Source organism: uncultured Campylobacter sp., assembly GCF_938045345.1.
In the GTDB taxonomy this organism is placed as follows: domain Bacteria; phylum Campylobacterota; class Campylobacteria; order Campylobacterales; family Campylobacteraceae; genus Campylobacter_B.
In genome coordinates this window covers 1-15,187 of record NZ_CALIMS010000038.1, presented here as the reverse complement: position 1 = coordinate 15,187, position 15,187 = coordinate 1, and the positions used below count along the sequence as shown (strand labels likewise).

The 15,187-nt window shown below is 46.5% G+C and carries 12 protein-coding genes; 5 read left to right on the top strand and 7 right to left on the bottom strand.

Features of this window, described 5'->3' with window-relative positions:
• The first annotated feature begins 201 nt into the window (after window positions 1–201).
• From Q0144_RS07550 to dnaK, 3 genes are read left to right on the top strand one after another with little or no spacing between them, the layout of a single operon-like run.
• Window positions 202–990 carry an HrcA family transcriptional regulator gene (locus tag Q0144_RS07550; protein ID WP_298028318.1) on the top strand — a complete coding sequence of 263 codons (789 nt, stop codon included), beginning with the start codon at window positions 202–204 and terminating at the stop codon, window positions 988–990.
• On the top strand, window positions 987–1,562 hold the full coding sequence (locus Q0144_RS07545) for a nucleotide exchange factor GrpE (RefSeq protein WP_298028317.1): 576 nt from the start codon (window positions 987–989) through the stop codon (window positions 1,560–1,562). Before Q0144_RS07550 ends, Q0144_RS07545 begins: the two co-directional genes overlap by 4 nt.
• A gap of 44 nt (window positions 1,563–1,606) precedes the next feature.
• Window positions 1,607–3,481: a molecular chaperone DnaK gene (dnaK, locus tag Q0144_RS07540; RefSeq protein ID WP_298062979.1), complete on the top strand. Its 1,875-nt coding sequence runs from the start codon at window positions 1,607–1,609 to the stop codon at window positions 3,479–3,481.
• A 525-nt stretch (window positions 3,482–4,006) separates the two neighbouring features.
• Here the strand turns inward: dnaK and tupA are convergent.
• Window positions 4,007–4,825: a tungstate ABC transporter substrate-binding protein TupA gene (gene tupA / locus Q0144_RS07535; RefSeq protein ID WP_298062977.1), complete on the bottom strand. Its 819-nt coding sequence runs from the start codon at window positions 4,823–4,825 to the stop codon at window positions 4,007–4,009.
• An 83-nt stretch (window positions 4,826–4,908) separates the two neighbouring features.
• Here tupA and tupB point away from each other — a divergent pair, with 83 nt between their 5' ends.
• The gene (tupB, locus tag Q0144_RS07530) at window positions 4,909–5,601 is read left to right on the top strand and encodes a tungstate ABC transporter permease TupB (RefSeq protein WP_298062975.1); all 693 of its coding nucleotides are present in this window, start codon (window positions 4,909–4,911) and stop codon (window positions 5,599–5,601) included.
• Entirely contained in the window at window positions 5,598–6,794 is a 1,197-nt protein-coding gene (tupC, locus tag Q0144_RS07525; RefSeq protein WP_298062973.1) for a tungstate ABC transporter ATP-binding protein TupC, read from the top strand. Before tupB ends, tupC begins: the two co-directional genes overlap by 4 nt.
• A gap of 486 nt (window positions 6,795–7,280) precedes the next feature.
• Here the strand turns inward: tupC and Q0144_RS07520 are convergent, their stop codons facing one another.
• The 6 genes from Q0144_RS07520 to Q0144_RS10590 form a co-directional block, all read right to left on the bottom strand.
• On the bottom strand, window positions 7,281–8,606 hold the full coding sequence (locus Q0144_RS07520; RefSeq protein ID WP_298062971.1) for an aminotransferase class V-fold PLP-dependent enzyme: 1,326 nt from the start codon (window positions 8,604–8,606) through the stop codon (window positions 7,281–7,283).
• Window positions 8,607–8,790: 184 nt separating this feature from the next.
• Window positions 8,791–10,128, bottom strand: a complete 1,338-nt coding sequence (locus Q0144_RS07515; RefSeq protein WP_298053534.1) for an ankyrin repeat domain-containing protein — start codon at window positions 10,126–10,128, stop codon at window positions 8,791–8,793.
• Window positions 10,129–10,519: 391 nt separating this feature from the next.
• A complete protein-coding gene (locus tag Q0144_RS07510) occupies window positions 10,520–10,708 on the bottom strand; it encodes a sodium-dependent tyrosine transporter (protein WP_177388229.1) in 189 nt (62 codons plus the stop codon).
• A 17-nt stretch (window positions 10,709–10,725) separates the two neighbouring features.
• Window positions 10,726–11,517 carry a LysR family transcriptional regulator gene (locus tag Q0144_RS07505; RefSeq protein WP_298062969.1) on the bottom strand — a complete coding sequence of 264 codons (792 nt, stop codon included), beginning with the start codon at window positions 11,515–11,517 and terminating at the stop codon, window positions 10,726–10,728.
• A 9-nt stretch (window positions 11,518–11,526) separates the two neighbouring features.
• Window positions 11,527–12,309, bottom strand: a complete 783-nt coding sequence (gene fdhD, locus Q0144_RS07500) for a formate dehydrogenase accessory sulfurtransferase FdhD (RefSeq protein WP_298062967.1) — start codon at window positions 12,307–12,309, stop codon at window positions 11,527–11,529.
• A gap of 270 nt (window positions 12,310–12,579) precedes the next feature.
• The gene (locus tag Q0144_RS10590; RefSeq protein WP_366111404.1) at window positions 12,580–14,832 is read right to left on the bottom strand and encodes a molybdopterin-dependent oxidoreductase; all 2,253 of its coding nucleotides are present in this window, start codon (window positions 14,830–14,832) and stop codon (window positions 12,580–12,582) included.
• Between the last annotated feature and the right edge of the window lie 355 nt (window positions 14,833–15,187).

The following is a 15,187-nucleotide window of genomic DNA, read 5'->3' as shown; positions in this document are numbered from 1 at the left end:
GAATTCCAAGAATTCCAAGAATTCCAAGAATTCCAAGAATTCCAAGAATTCCAAGAAATACGCTCACCTCAAAAATCATAGCTAAAATTTAGCAAACTCAAGACCCGATTGCTAAAATTTTATAAAATTTATATAAAAACCTTGACATCCTACCACTCAATGTTGTATAATACTAGCAATCTTACCGAAAGAGTGCTAAAAGTGAAAACGAATAAACGTGATATGATCCTGGAATCCATCATTTCCGCCTATCTCGATAGCAACACCCCGATCGGATCTTCCGAGCTGGGTGAGCGTATGGGCGTAGCGATGTCCGCGTCTAGCATTCGAATTTATTTTAAGCGCTTAAGCGACGAGGGGGCTTTGACGCAGCTTCATGTAAGTGGTGGTAGAATTCCGACGGTTGCGACGATGCAGGATTACTGGCGCGCTAGACTTAGCTTCGACGATGAGTTAAAAATAGACGATGCTCGCGAGCTAGAAGCGGTGCTTGAGGATTTTGAAATTTACTGTATGATTTTCAACGCCGAAAATGAAGCCCTAAGCGAAGTTATCAATCACAATGATCGCTTTATAATTCTTGCATTTAGAAAAGACGAGATTATCTTAAAATACGATTTTAGAGTTTTTAAATTCCTATCAAATTTAATAGGAATTTCACTCGGAGATTTGGAGCTAGCTTCGATGCAGATCGGTCTGCGCGAGCTTAGCACCAAAATTAAAGAGCTAAAAAATTCTAAAATCGAATTTCTTTGTAACGAGGTCGTAGCGTATAAAATTTTCAAAGACGAGCGGTTTAAAATTTTACTCAACCCCTCGATCGCCGTAAATTTTACTAAAAATTTGATCTTCGCGCCCTACTTTGAGCACGGATTTATGGGGATCAAACGCCCCGTAAAATTCGAAGGCGAGGACGCTACGATGATCTGTGCAGGCAGCGTTTACGAGAATTACGAGAAATTTTTTAACTACGCTAAAGGAGTAGCATGAGCCATAAATTTAAAGAGCACGGCGATAAAAATGCAGTGTGCGATAGTGAAGAAAAAGAGGTTTGCGAACAGTGCGCGTCAGAGGCGAGCGAGCCGCAAGAGGCGCAGACATGCGATGATACCGACGCGCAGATACAAAAGCTTCAAAACGAGCTGAGTGAGATCACCGATAAATTTTACCGCGCCAATGCGGATTTTGAAAATCTCAAAAAACGTTTGGAAAAAGAAAAAGATAGCGCTGTTGCTTACGCTAGCGAGAGCTTTGCGAAGGATCTGCTGCCGATAATCGACGCGCTTGAGGAGGCCGCCAAAATTGATGTGGAAGGTAATGAGCTTGCGGATAAAATCGAAGTCGGCGTAAAACAATGTCTAAGCCTTTTTACAAAGACTTTTGAAAAATACGGTATCGTGCCGATAGCGACGGATGCGGGATTTGATCCTAGCGTGCATAACGCTATTTCGATGATTGAAGCCGAAGGTGCTAAAAAAGGCGATATCGTTCAAGTATATCAAAAAGGCTATATGTATAAGCAGCGCGTTTTACGCGCCGCTATGGTAGTAGTGGCGAAATAATCGCTCAAATTTTAAAATTTTAAATTCAATACAAAGGATAACAAATGGCAAAAGTCATAGGCATTGACCTAGGAACAACAAACTCGTGCGTAAGCATATTCGAGCGTGGCGAGAGCAAGATCATACCGAACAAAGAGGGCAAAAACACCACTCCGTCGGTAGTCGCTTTCACCGATAAAGGCGAGGTTTTAGTAGGCGACAGCGCCAAGCGCCAAGCAGTCACTAACCCGGAAAAGACGATCTACTCGATCAAACGCATCATGGGTCTTATGATGAATGAGAAAAACGCGCAGGAGGCTAAAAAGCGCCTACCGTATAAGATCATAGACCGAAATGGCGCGTGCGCGGTAGAGATCGCGGGCAAGATTTATACACCGCAAGAAATTTCAGCCAAGGTGCTAATCAAGCTAAAAGAGGATGCTGAGGCGTTTTTGGGCGAGCCGGTTGTCGATGCGGTCATCACCGTGCCTGCGTATTTCAACGACAGCCAAAGAAAAGCAACAAAAGAAGCAGGAACAATCGCGGGCCTAAACGTGCTTCGTATCATTAACGAGCCGACCGCGGCGGCGCTTGCGTATGGACTGGATAAAAAAGAATCCGAAAAGATCGTCGTTTACGATCTAGGCGGCGGTACGTTCGACGTAACCGTGCTAGAAACCGGCGATAGCGTCGTAGAAGTTTTAGCTACCGGCGGTAATGCATTTTTGGGCGGCGATGATTTCGATAACAAACTGATCGACTTTTTAACCTCGGAATTTCAATCTGAAACAGGTATCGACTTGCGTGGCGATGTCATGGCTATGCAGCGTCTAAAAGAGGCTGCGGAAAACGCCAAAAAAGAGCTAAGCAGCGCGATGGAAACTACGGTAAATTTACCTTTCATTACCGCTGACGCTACAGGTCCTAAACACCTAATGAAAACCATCACTAGAGCTAAATTTGAAAGTATGATCGATTCTTTGGTAGATGAGACCATAAGCACGCTTAAAAAGGTCGTAAGCGACGCGGGGCTAAGCATGAACGATATAAAAGAGGTCGTCATGGTGGGCGGCTCGACGCGCGTGCCTTTAGTGCAAGAGGAGGTCAAAAAGGCTTTCGGCAAGGAACTAAATAAGAGCGTGAACCCCGACGAAGTCGTAGCAATCGGCGCTGCAATCCAAGGCGCGGTCATCAAAGGCGACGTAAAAGACGTGCTACTGCTCGACGTCACTCCGCTAAGCCTCGGCATCGAAACCCTAGGCGGCGTGATGACCAAGATCATCGAAAAGGGAACTACGATACCTACGAAAAAATCTCAAACATTCTCGACAGCAGAGGATAACCAAAGCGCCGTTACGATCAACGTCTTGCAGGGCGAGCGCGAGTTTGCAAAGGATAACAAATCGCTAGGAAATTTCAATCTTGAAGGTATCATGCCCGCTCCTCGCGGCGTACCGCAGATCGAGGTGGAATTTAACATCGATGCGAACGGAATTTTAACCGTTTCGGCAAAAGACAAGGCTACCGGCAAGGCAACCGACATCCGCATCACTGGCTCAAGCGGCTTAAGCGACGCCGAGATCGATAAGATGGTCAAGGATGCCGAGCTTCACAAAGAGGAAGACAACAAGCGCAAAGAAACCGTCGAGGCGCGCAACCAAGCCGATAGCATCGCACATCAAACCGAAAAGAGCCTAAGCGAGATGGGCGAGAAGGTACCGGGCGATCTACGCGCTAAGATCGAGAGCGCGCTAAACGATCTAAAAGCCGTGCTAAAGGATGAAAACGCGAGCAAAGAAGCGATAAACTCTAAAGTAGAAGCCCTAAGCAAGGTCGCCGAGGATCTATACAAGGCTGCCAGCGCAAATCAGGGCGCACAAGGCGGATCGCAAAGCGGCGGTAAAAAAGACGACGACGTCATCGACGCCGAAGTCGAATAACACTCACGCAAAGTGAAATTTTATAGCCGTATGCCCGGTAGTTTTGCCTGCGCTTGAAAAGTAATTTTACCGGCGCGCGGCAGAAGCGACCCCATAAACCGCACATGAAATTTCATAGCTTCACAAGCTTGGGCGTTTTTCATACGCCCGAGCTTAACTGCTACTTCAAATTAAATTCCCAACAAACTAAAAATTTTGAGTCACACATAAATACTACTAAATTTTGCGCTGTATAAATCTCGCTAGACATTAGAGCATATCCGAACGCGATCGAAATTTCTCCGTACCGATCTCAAATATAGCTGAAATTTTAAGCCTATCGCCTACAAACGAAGCTGCGATAAATTTAAACGCATGGCTAGAAAGTAAAAAATGTATCGTAAAAAGACGCAGTAAAAAACGCCGGCTAAATTTTAGAAGCAAAATAGCTAAATTTAAAGGCGCGCGGATTGATTTATGAAAAAGCAAAAGCCCAAAGGCGACGCTTTGCCTTTGGGCTTTAAATTTAGCTTTATTTAGCTAGAGCTAATTCTTGCGAGTATTCGCATCAGGGGTGAAAAGCGGCTTATTTAGCAGCTTGAAATCGCCTACGAACTTCTGCCCCTTCTCGCTAGTGATCCATTTGATGAAGCGCTGCGCGTTTTCATAGTCGGCTTTTGGGCAGTGCTTCGGATTGACCGCGATTACGGAGTAAAAATTCTTCAGATCGTTATCGCCTTCATTGATGATAACCATATCGGGATTGCCCTTTTTATTGTCCTCGTATTTGATGTAGGTGCCGCGATCGGTAAAGGTCACGCCCTTTTGCTCGGCGGCTGCGTTGATCGTGGCGATCATGCCTTGACCGGTTTGGTTATACCACGCCTCGTTTTCAGGCACGGCGCCCTCAACCTTTTTCCAAATACCCTTCTCTTTGTTATCGGTGCCCGATTTATCGCCGCGAGAGAAAAATTTAATCTTCTCCGCCTTGATCAGCTCAAACGAGCCCTTAAGGTCCTTGCCTTTAAATTTAGGCGCGATGGATTTATCGGCGATGAGGATAAAATCGTTATACATAACGGGCGTGCGATCAACGCCGAAGCCTTTTTCTACAAATTCTTTCTCGACCTTCGGCGAATGCACGAAAAGTATGTCTGCATCGCAGTTCTCGCCAAGCTTTAGAGCAGCACCTGTGCCTACTGCCGTCCATTTGATATCGACGCCGGTTTCCGCCTTATACGCAGGATAGATCGCGTCTAGCAAGCCCGTATTATCGGTGCTCGTTGTAGTTGCCATCACCAAATCGTTATCGGCGGCAAAAAGGCTCGCGCTAAGAGCGAGCGAAGCAAAAAATATTTTTTTCATGTTATCTCCTTTAAAAAATATGCTATTATAGCATATAAATTTGGTTTATAAATATGCCAGAATAGAATATTTAGGACACAATCTTGGACTTTATTTTAGAAGGAATTTTAAGCGCATTCGGGCTGCTTCTTAGCGGCGACGCAGAGACATTTTCGGCGATTAAAGCGACGCTTTACACTTCGAGCATCTCGATACTTTTTGCCATCATAATCGGCTTTCCGATAGGATTTATCCTCGGATTTTACGAATTTCGCGCTCGCAGAACGCTTAGACTTTTAAGCGACGTAGCGCTTGCGATGCCCACGGTAGCGATAGGACTGATCCTTTACGCTTTCATCTCCAGAAACGGTCCTTTTGGCGAGCTGGGGCTACTTTTTACGCTCAAGGCCGTGATGCTCGGACAGTTTGTGCTGGCGCTTCCCATCATCGTCTCACTAAGCGCCAGCGTCATCGAAAATATGGATAAGAAGCACTATCTAAACATTATGAACTACCGCCTAAGCCCGCTAAATTTAATCCTTTGTGTGCTTTACGAGCTGCGCTACGCCCTGCTGGTCGTCATCGCCACCGCTTACGGGCGGATCGTCGCCGAGGTAGGCGTAGCGATGATGATCGGCGGCAATATCAAATATTTTACCCGCACGATCACCACGGCGATCTCGCTTGAGACCAACAAGGGCGAGTTTGCGATGGGTATAGCGCTCGCGCTGGTGCTGATTTTAATAGCGTTTGCGGTAAATTTAGCCATCCACGCGCTAAAAAGGTTAGATCGATGAATGCAGATAAGCTAAAGCATCCGAGTAAGAATTTCACGGACAAAAACCGGGCGGAGCGGGAGCGCGAAAATTTTATGAGCAAAAATTCCACAGACATAAATTCTGCAGGCGAGAATTCTACGAGTAAAAATTTTACTTCAGAAAATTCTACGAATGAGAATTCTGCTACCGAGAATTTCGCGAGTGAGAAATTCTCGGATAAGAATTCCGCCGCGCGATCTGTACCCCATAGCGAGCTAATCTCTGTGAGGGATCTAGTGCTGCGCTACGGACGGAGCGAAATTTTAAATATCTCCAGCCTCGATCTGAATACGAGCGGCATCACGGCGCTTTTAGGTTCCAACGGCAGCGGCAAATCCACGCTACTGCGGATTTTGGCCTTTTTGCAGCGTCCGAGCGGCGGCAGCGTGGAGCTTTGGGGGCAGCGGGCGCCCTCTTTACAGACGTTGCGGCAGATCTGCCTGCTGCTGCCCGAGCCCGTGCTTTTAAAACGCAGCGTAGAGCAAAATTTTAAATTTGCGCTCAAAAGCCGCGGCGCGCTTGCGGAATTTGACGAGCGAGTGGATGAGGCGCTCAGCCTAACGGGGCTTGATAGAAGTTTTTTATCAAAGAAGCATTTCGAGCTTAGCTCGGGGCAGACGCAGCGCATCGCGTTTGCGCTCGCTCTGGCGCAGCGCGCAAAGCTCTATCTGCTCGACGAGCCGACCAACAGCCTCGATCTTGCCGCTTCCAAGCTCTTTGCGCGCGCGATTTTATTTATGCGAAGCCGCTACGGCTGCGGTTTTATCATCGCCAGCCACGATGAGAAATGGCTCAGCGCGATCGCGCAAAGAAGCGTATTTCTGCATCGCGGCAAGATATGCGAGTTTGAATACAAAAATATCTTTGACGTGCAAAACGGAGTTTTAAAATTTTCGGATGAAATTTCGCTACGCCTTAAAGACGGGCTCGCACGCGCTCGCAAAATCGCGATAAATCCGAGTAAAATTTTATTATCTCAAAGCCCGTTTGAGCGCTGCTTTGCGGGGATTTTACATTCGGTTTCGCTTCAGTACGGCTCCTCGCTACTCATCAAGATCAAGGTGGGCGACGTGCTGCTAAAATGCGTCACGGCGCAGGATGAGCGGCGCTGGAGCGCGGGCGAGAGGATATATTTCGGATTTGAAAACGGCGCGTTTTTGGGACTGGAGTAATTCTGCGCGAAGTGCGGATAAGCTTTATTTTGCTTTAGAATTTTTATTTGCGCGGCACCAATATTATTTTCAAATTTTTACTGCGAACCATCTAGCGCGGCGTATCCGGCGAAACAGAGCATAAAAATTTGCGCCTTTAAATTTTGAAATTTACAGGCAGAGTTTTACCTAGCGGCGCGGCGCGGAATTTTGAAATTCTATCGCTAGGAATTTTAAAACTTAGCCGCGAATACAGCTAGCGGAACTTTGCGATTCTAAAATTTCTAGGCGAGGAATTTCAGAATTCTAAATTTTAACTCTGCAAAGCCTGTCGTTTATTTCGCCTGCAGCGCAAAGGCGGAACGATGGTAAGAATTCTGCGGCGCAAAACCAGCGTAAAATTCCAAAGAAACGGCGCATAATTCCGATAAATTTTAAAAACGGCGCAGAATTTTACAAAATTTCACGAGAGCTCAAAAAAGCGGCAGAGCTCTAACCTCACGCTACTTAAATTTTCCCGCCGAACATCTCATACATCGCCTTTTCTTCGCCCCAAAGCTCGCGGTGCTTTTTGATGCAGGATTTTATCGCGCCAACTAAATAGAGCACGTCGCGCTCGGTGTGCGTATAGTGCAGGCTCACGCGCACGAAGCCGGGCTTGGCTTCTGGCATGCGCCCCTCCTTGATACCGAGCAGATCGTGAGCGTACGGGCCTGCGCACATCACGCCCGCGCGCGTCTGGATGCCGAAGTCGTTGCTAAGGCTCGCGGCAAAATCATACGCCGAGACGCCGCGCACGTTAAAGGAAATTATCGGCAACCGCGGCGCGCCCTTTGGAGCGTAGTTTATGATCTCGTCAATGCCCGCTAGCTCGCTCTCAAAAAGCCGCGTAAGCTCGTCCTCGGCGCTTTTTATCCTCTCAAAACCGACTTCGTTTCGCAGCGCGTAGGCTAAGCTTGCCCGCATAAGCCCGATGATAGGCGGCGTACCGCCCTCCTCTAGCTGCTCGGGATTTTTCAAAAATACGTGCCCTTCGCGGCTGGCGTAGGCGACCGTCCCGCCCGCAGCAAATGTCGGCACGTCGCTACTGAGCAGCTCTTTTTTGACCGCCAAAAGCCCGCAGCTTGCAGGCCCTCCTAATAGCTTATGCGGCGAGAGGAAAATCGCGTCGAAATAGTCGCAATCTAAATTTGCGTGCGAGCTCAGCGCCGCGCAGTCAAAGGCAACAATGCCGCCCGCGGCTCTGATTAGCTCGCTGATTTTTTTGTAGTCGCTAATGACGCCCGTGACGTTTGAGGCGGCGCTAAACGAGCCGATGATGCGGCGTGTTGTGTTTAGCTTTAGGATGCGTTCAAGTGCGAGCAAATCGATCTCTCCACCCTCGCTAAGAGGCACGCGCAGGTAGTCGCAAAGCCCCTCACGAAAGCTAAGCTCGTTTGAATGGTGCTCGTATGGCGAAACGAGCACGAGCGGAAGCTGCGCGGCGCGTAAATTTGCCTCGCCGATCGCGCCTCTGGTCGCAGGCGGTAGGTAGATGCCTAGTAGCTCCTGAAATTTCTTGATCGCAGTCGTCGCGCCCTGCCCGCAGGCGATGAGGCAAAACCGCTCGTCAAGCCCAAGTAGCTTTTTTAGGCTCTCGCGCGCGCCCTCATAGCGCTTCTGCGTGATGATCGCGCTTGAGCTACTGTCGGAATGGGTATTGGCATAGGTTTTTAAAATTTCGCCTATCTCGCGCTCTACGGGCTCGTAAGCAAGCCCCGAAGCGGTGTAATCAAAATAATGCACGCCAGGTTTTAGGATGATATTTTTTCGAATTTCGTCTAAGCTTAGCATTTGTGGCCTTTAAAATTTAAGTGATTAATTATAGTGAAATTTGGATTAATTTAAGGCTTTACGTCCTAGCTGGGAGAAATTTTAACGAGAATTTTAAAATGACCTCGCCTACAATGTTCGGGTTTTTATACTTTTCTCTATCGAACTTCGCCATTGCGCCTCTCCTTATTTGGAATTATTATTGCTATTTGTTTGTATCAAGCTGCGTATTTTCATCTAAGTTTACTACCGTTTCGGTATCGCCATTTTCAAAGTAACTCTTCAAATATGCCAATACCATCTCGAATTCTTTTTCACCGCTTCGCCAAGCTATAAATTTTTTGGTATCTTTAAATGTAGAATTTGCATCAGGGCAATGCTTATCATAAAATTCTTTTTTCATAGGCCTTAGTCTTTCAAATCTCTCTTTCGAAATAGGGACGGTATATCGTTCAGATATCTGATTGATTCTTTCTACTCCTCTGCAATATGATTCATATGTATTACGCAGAAAAAATTCTCTATCACTATAGCATTTATCATATTCTATTTTAAGCAGTTCCCTGGGAGGCTGCCCTTTGACATTATACTTTAAAAGTAAATCTAGCATTTTTTCATAATGCGGCACATAATCAAGTAGTCTATAATACGTATAATAGTATCTAAACTCCTCTATATAAAATTTTTGATAGCGTTCCTCTTCCGTATTCTTCTTTGTCGCTAATATGCTTTCCTCAGGGACTATATCCGTAAACTCATCGCTTGTTATTACATTCTCATTATTATCATAGCCGTAATAATATTTTGTCACATACCCATTTTTCAATATCATTTCCGCTAGCTCTACAAAATTATTACGAATAACGTACTCAAGAAGCAGGCTTGCATCACTTGAACCCGGGCCCCTATTGTGTTTGGTATAATCGATATGATCTACTTTGTTATTTTTAATATAGATCTTTTTTATATTTGGCGGATATAGGTACATCTGCACCACCTTGGCTTCTTCAAATTTAACGCCGTTGTCTAAAAGTAGTCTTACCGCTTTGGTGGAGTTATTTTCTATCGCATAAGCCATAGCGGATAGCTTGTATTCGTCTTTTTTATGTATATCCGCGCCTAGCTTTATAAGCTCTTGAGTAGTATTCGTATCGTCCCAAAAGCTAGAATACATCACGGGCGTTACCCCTCCGTCCATAGTATGATCGACGGATAGATTATTATCTTTCATAAATTTTAAAATTTCATCAGTTTGCTTGCTTTTTAAAAGTCTTTTTAGCTCTACGTCTATGGCGGGTTCTTTAAATACGTTTTCTGGATTTGAATTGTAATCTATATCCCAGTAGCGAAATGCGAAGCTATCGACCTCTTCTTGGGTTGCGTATTTGCTAAGACCCGGCACTTTTGAGACATTTGTATCTGAAGTAACGGTAAAATGGGTTTGTTTGCGTTCTGTAAGACCTAATCTTTCGGCTAGCAGATACAGCGCACATACGACTACCACGCAGACGGCATAAATAAACCGAAGTTTAAAGCTTTTCAAAATTTCCCCTTAGAATTTTGCCCGCGACTATATCCAATGAGTACTTAATAAAATATAAATACTATATAGGCGAAATAGGCAAAGCTAGCTGAGAAATGCGGTTAAGTCGGGTTTGAATGATGAAATCTTTCGAGTAAATTTGGCGAACGAATGTCGTCATAGACCTTATTTGCGTAGCTACATCTTCTATTTACACCTACGCTAGGCATTATATCCGAAGCTCGCTCGCCGTAAATTTACCGCAACATCTTTGCGCAAGCTCTTCTTGAAAGCACAAACCACCGAATTATCGTAGTGTTAATGAGCGGCAAGCCGCTACCGTATCACCAAAAGCGTATTTTGCGGGATTTGTTCTCAAGCTGCTCGCGCGGCTATGAAGTGCGCTTCGCGCCTATTTGCCGATAAAATTTTTCTGCAGCCACTCCATCGCTTTTTCTTCGCTTTCAAATCTGCCGCTTTTGGCGACTTGAAACTGCCCCTCATAAAAGCGAATTCTGATACCGTCTTGGACGCTATCTACCTTGATGCGCGTGATCCTGTCTTTGTTTAGATAGGTTCGTTCGTTTAGCTTTACAAACATCGTTTTCTCCTTTAAATTTAATGGTTTTTATCTGCCGCTTTACTTGCGTCTTTTTCGCCCTCTTTTTTCAAAAACAGCTCCTTAAAGCGCTCGTTTGCGTAGTTTTCTATATCGCTTTGCAGCTGCTTATATGCAGCAATCAGCTCATAGGCGCGTGCATTTAGCGTCGTACCCGCGGCACTGCCGCCGCCTTGCTTGGTACTAAAGAGCTCCTCTTGCAGATTTTTTTGTAAAATTTGCAGATGGCTCCAGCACTTTTTATAGTTCATCCCCAAAACCTCGGCGGCCTTAGAGATGGAGCCCGTTTGAGCGATCACGTCCAGCACTTCGGTTTTGCCCTTGCCAAAAATGAGCTCGCCCTGCGCATTTTCGATCCAAGTTTTCGTTTTTACCCTCATTCTTTTGCCTTTCTTCTCCTTAAAGCAGCCCAACTGACAATATTTCACGTCTATGGCGTGCTCCTTAAGCGTAGAGCGCACCGTATCGAACCCCACTCCGCCGCTAGCTACGGCGCGGGCGTCGCGGCAAAAAATCCGCCTTTTCTCATCCAAAAACGGATTTAGCTTCTGCAGAGCCTTTATGCTGCCTCCGCTACATTGCAGCTTGCCGAACTGTCCGAGTTCGCAGCGATCTATCCGTATCCCTTCGCGTGCCGCGAGATCTCCTACGACGCTCGCGTCTACGCCTAATTTGGCGGCGATCTTAAACGCCGCGCCGCAATCGAGCTTGCCGCTTGGATTTAGTAAATTTAAAATCAGCCTTTTGATCTCGCTTGCTTTTTTATCGTCTATCTTGATATCTATCTCCATGCCGCCTTCTTAACTCAAAATTCTCTCTTCGCCGCTATAGACGTTTAAATTTTCGCCGCGCGCGAAGCCGCAAAGGGTAAGATCAAATTTACGCGCGATCACGACGCCGAGGCTCGTAGGAGCCGCGCGCGAAACAAGCGCGCTAATGCCGCTCATCACGGCTTTGGCGACCATTTCGGAGCTTAGCCTGCCGCTTACCAAAAGAAGCGAGCCCTGCGTATCGCGCCCCGCCAAGACCGCCTTGCCGACGGATTTATCGATGGTATTGTGCTGGGCGATATCCTCGCCGATAAAATACTCGCCGCCCGCGGTAAAGAGCTTTGCGGTGTGCACGCAACCCGTCATCTCGTAAAGCTCGCACTGCGTGTAAAACTCGCTCATCAAATTTAAAATTTCATTCTTATGAAATTTAGCGTCCGAGCGGACTTTGCGCGCCGCCATCGCCTCTGGATCGATATTTGCGGTAGAGCTGCGCCCGCAGCCGCTGATGATAACCTTTTCGGCATCGAAGCTATTTAGCCGCTTTTCGTTTATCTCGCCGCAGACATTCACGCTAAGCCCGTCCGGCGCGAGCTCAATGCTTCTTATGCCGCTTGGATCCGAGATCAAATTTTCGCTCAGCAAATAGCCTACCGCAAGCGCCTTTAAATCACTCGGAGTCGCCATCAGCGCGCCGAAACGCTTGCCGTTTAGTAAAATTTCAAGCTTGATCTCGCGAACCAAGATATCGCTTACGTTCCTTCTTTCATCCCCTTTAAATTTAACTATCTCCGCCCTATAAATCGGCTCCATAGACCTTCCTTATTTTAATTTCGCCCGTATCGTAGTGAAATTTTGCTTAAATAGCCTTAATTCGCCGAAGTAAAGCCGAAGCGGCGTGCGTAAATTTAAATCGCTCGCATTTTTGAATTTAAAAAATCGCGTGGAAAATTCCACGAGCCGCTTGCAAATTGCAAGCGGCCTTGAAGCGCCCGCAGAGATAAAATTTCATCAAATTTTGCCGCTACGTGCAGCCGCGATTAAATTTCATCCTTGCAAAGCGGGCGGAGCTTGCCGCCCAAACTACTTATGAACCGGCGATAGATAAGGTTTTTCAGAGTGCATCGACATCTCGTTTTGTCTTCTGAACTCGATAAACTCGCTCTCGCTAAGCTTTCTGATATTTGCGATCGTCATTTTTAGCGGCGGGATACCTGATAGCGGATCTAGATCGCCCGCATGAACGAGCTCGTTGCCGTCGGCCTCGCTGTAATGGAAGGTCGTAAAGATCGTGCCCTCTTTCAGATCGGGATTTATGCGAAGCTTCGCAGCGATCTGACCGCGCTTATTTTTAACAAGTGCGTAGCAGCCTTCGGTAAGCTCACGTTCGCGTGCGATGTCCGGGCTTACCTCGATGAGCGCGCCTTCTGCGCCCGCACCGTACTCTAGCGCGCGGCACTCTCTCGTCATCGTGCCAGTGTGGTAGTGATAAACCTTGCGCCCGGTCGTAAATAAGCACGGATAAATTTCATCCGGTATCTCACTAAGCGCACCGCTTCCCACCGGATAATCATCAGGAATTTTCATCTTGGCTCTGAAATCCGCCTCAGCTTTAGCGCGCTCCTCTTTATCATCCACGTAAAGCACCGGCACCATTCTAAATTTACCGTCAGGCAGCATCGATTTATGATCTGCATAAAGCACCGGTGTACCCGGATGATCTTCATCAGGACATGGCCAGCTGATGCCGCCTAGCTTATCTAGCCTATAGTAGCTAATGCCGCCGAAAAATTTAGGCATTAATGCACGCACTTCGTTCCAAATTTCTTCCGCGCTTAAAAAATCAAACCCTTCAAGTCCCATTCTTTGCGCGATATTGCAAACTACCTTCCAATCAGGCTCTACGCCAGGAGCCGGCTCGCTTGCCTTGCGCGTGCGCTGGACGCGACGGGAAGTGTTTAAAAAGGTGCCGTCCTTCTCACCCCAGCCGGCAGCAGGTAGTACGACGTCGGCCTTCTGTGCGCTCTCGGTAAAGAAAAGATCCTGCACGATAAAGCAATCCAAATGGTGCGTTGCATGCACAAAGTGTTCCGTCCAAGGATCGCTCATTACGGGATTTTCACCGTAAACGTAGAGTAGCTTCAGCTCGCCGCTATCCATCTTATCTGGAGCAATCGTAAGTTTAAAGCCTGGAGTTGGATTTAGCTCGAAGTGCCATACTCTGCGCGCCTGCTCCTGAGCATAAGCGGAATTTACCGCACCTGCCGGGATGACGTTAGGTAGCGCGCCCATATCGCATGCGCCCTGGACATTGTTTTGACCGCGCAAAGGATTTACGCCTGCGCCTCGTTTGCCTAAATTGCCTGTCAAAATGGCTAAATTTGAAAGCGAAAAGACGTTTGAGGTGCCGTCGCTAAACTGCGTGATACCCATCGTATAGCAGATCGCCGCTGCGCCTGCTTTAGCATACATTCTAGCAGCTTCGATTACGAGCTCTTTTTTCACGCCGGTCTCGCGCTCGAAGCGCTCAGGTGTAAAGTCCTTAACCGCCTCTTTTAGATACTCGTAGCCGTGAGCGTAGTTTTTGATAAACTCGTCATCTTGCAAATTTTCGGCAATGATAACATTCATAATGGTATTTAGCGTCTTAATGTTCGCGCCCACCGGGATTTGCAAATAGATATCGGCTTTTTTCGCCATATCTGTGCGCTTCGGATCTACGACGATCATCTTGGCGCCGCGCTGAAGCCCGCGCTGCATCTGCATAGCGATGATCGGGTGACACTCGCTCGTGTTGGTGCCGATGAGTAAAAATACGTCCGTATCGGTAGAGAATTCGACCAAATCGTTCGTCATCGTTCCGTTTCCTAGCGTGTTGGCAAGACCTGCCACTGTAGGAGCGTGTCAAAGACGGGCGCAGTGATCTACGTTATTGCTGCCCTGAGCACGGAAAAATTTCTGAAAAACGTAGTTGTCTTCGTTATTTGAACGCGCCGAGCTAAAGCCCATTATTGAGCTTGGGCCATATTTAGCGACGGTCTCTTTAAATTTAGACGCTACAAAATCGTAAGCCTCTTCAAAGCTTACCTCCTCAAGCTTGCCGCTTCTATCAAATACTCCGTTTTTCTTACGGATCATAGGTTTGGCAAGGCGTTTTGGAGAGTTTACGAACTCCCAGCCGAACATCCCTTTTAAGCATAGCTCGCCGTCATTTACGTGATGGGCCTGCGTAGGGCGCGCGTTTACGATCCTGCCGTCTTTTACGATAAGATCGATACCACAGCCGGTGCCGCAGTAAGGACAAGTCGTTTTGACAATCTTTTCTCTGGATTGCATAATATTCCTTTCAAGAATTTTGGTTTGCACGGCTATTATACTTTCTAGATTATAAAAGAATTTTTAAATTAGTGAATTTTTTTAAGCAAAATTTAAGCAATATGCAAATATCGCATATTAAATTGAATAGTTAAATTTTACGCTTTTACTTCGGTAATGGCGGCGTTTTAGCGTAAAATTTATCGCTTATCGCAAAAGATGCTTTTTAAGCTAAGTTTTATAATTTTAATAGAATTTTGAAATTATATTACGCTCCGTTTTATTTCAAAGCGCGATTAAATTTTTATGAAATTTTAATGCTAATTTGTCGGTATATTATATTAATTTAATTAAATGAAAATCTATATTAAAATTT

Excerpts from the sequence above, each read along its gene's own strand:
- Q0144_RS07510 (WP_177388229.1), bottom strand. The coding sequence starts at position 10,708 with ATGTTTGTAAAGCTAAACGAACGAACCTATCTAAACAAAGACAGGATC.
- dnaK (WP_298062979.1), top strand. The coding sequence starts at position 1,607 with ATGGCAAAAGTCATAGGCATTGACCTAGGAACAACAAACTCGTGCGTA.
- tupC (WP_298062973.1), top strand. The coding sequence starts at position 5,598 with ATGAATGCAGATAAGCTAAAGCATCCGAGTAAGAATTTCACGGACAAA.
- tupA (WP_298062977.1), bottom strand. The coding sequence starts at position 4,825 with ATGAAAAAAATATTTTTTGCTTCGCTCGCTCTTAGCGCGAGCCTTTTT.
- Q0144_RS07505 (WP_298062969.1), bottom strand. The coding sequence starts at position 11,517 with ATGGAGATAGATATCAAGATAGACGATAAAAAAGCAAGCGAGATCAAA.
- fdhD (WP_298062967.1), bottom strand. The coding sequence starts at position 12,309 with ATGGAGCCGATTTATAGGGCGGAGATAGTTAAATTTAAAGGGGATGAA.
- Q0144_RS07545 (WP_298028317.1), top strand. The coding sequence starts at position 987 with ATGAGCCATAAATTTAAAGAGCACGGCGATAAAAATGCAGTGTGCGAT.
- Q0144_RS07520 (WP_298062971.1), bottom strand. The coding sequence starts at position 8,606 with ATGCTAAGCTTAGACGAAATTCGAAAAAATATCATCCTAAAACCTGGC.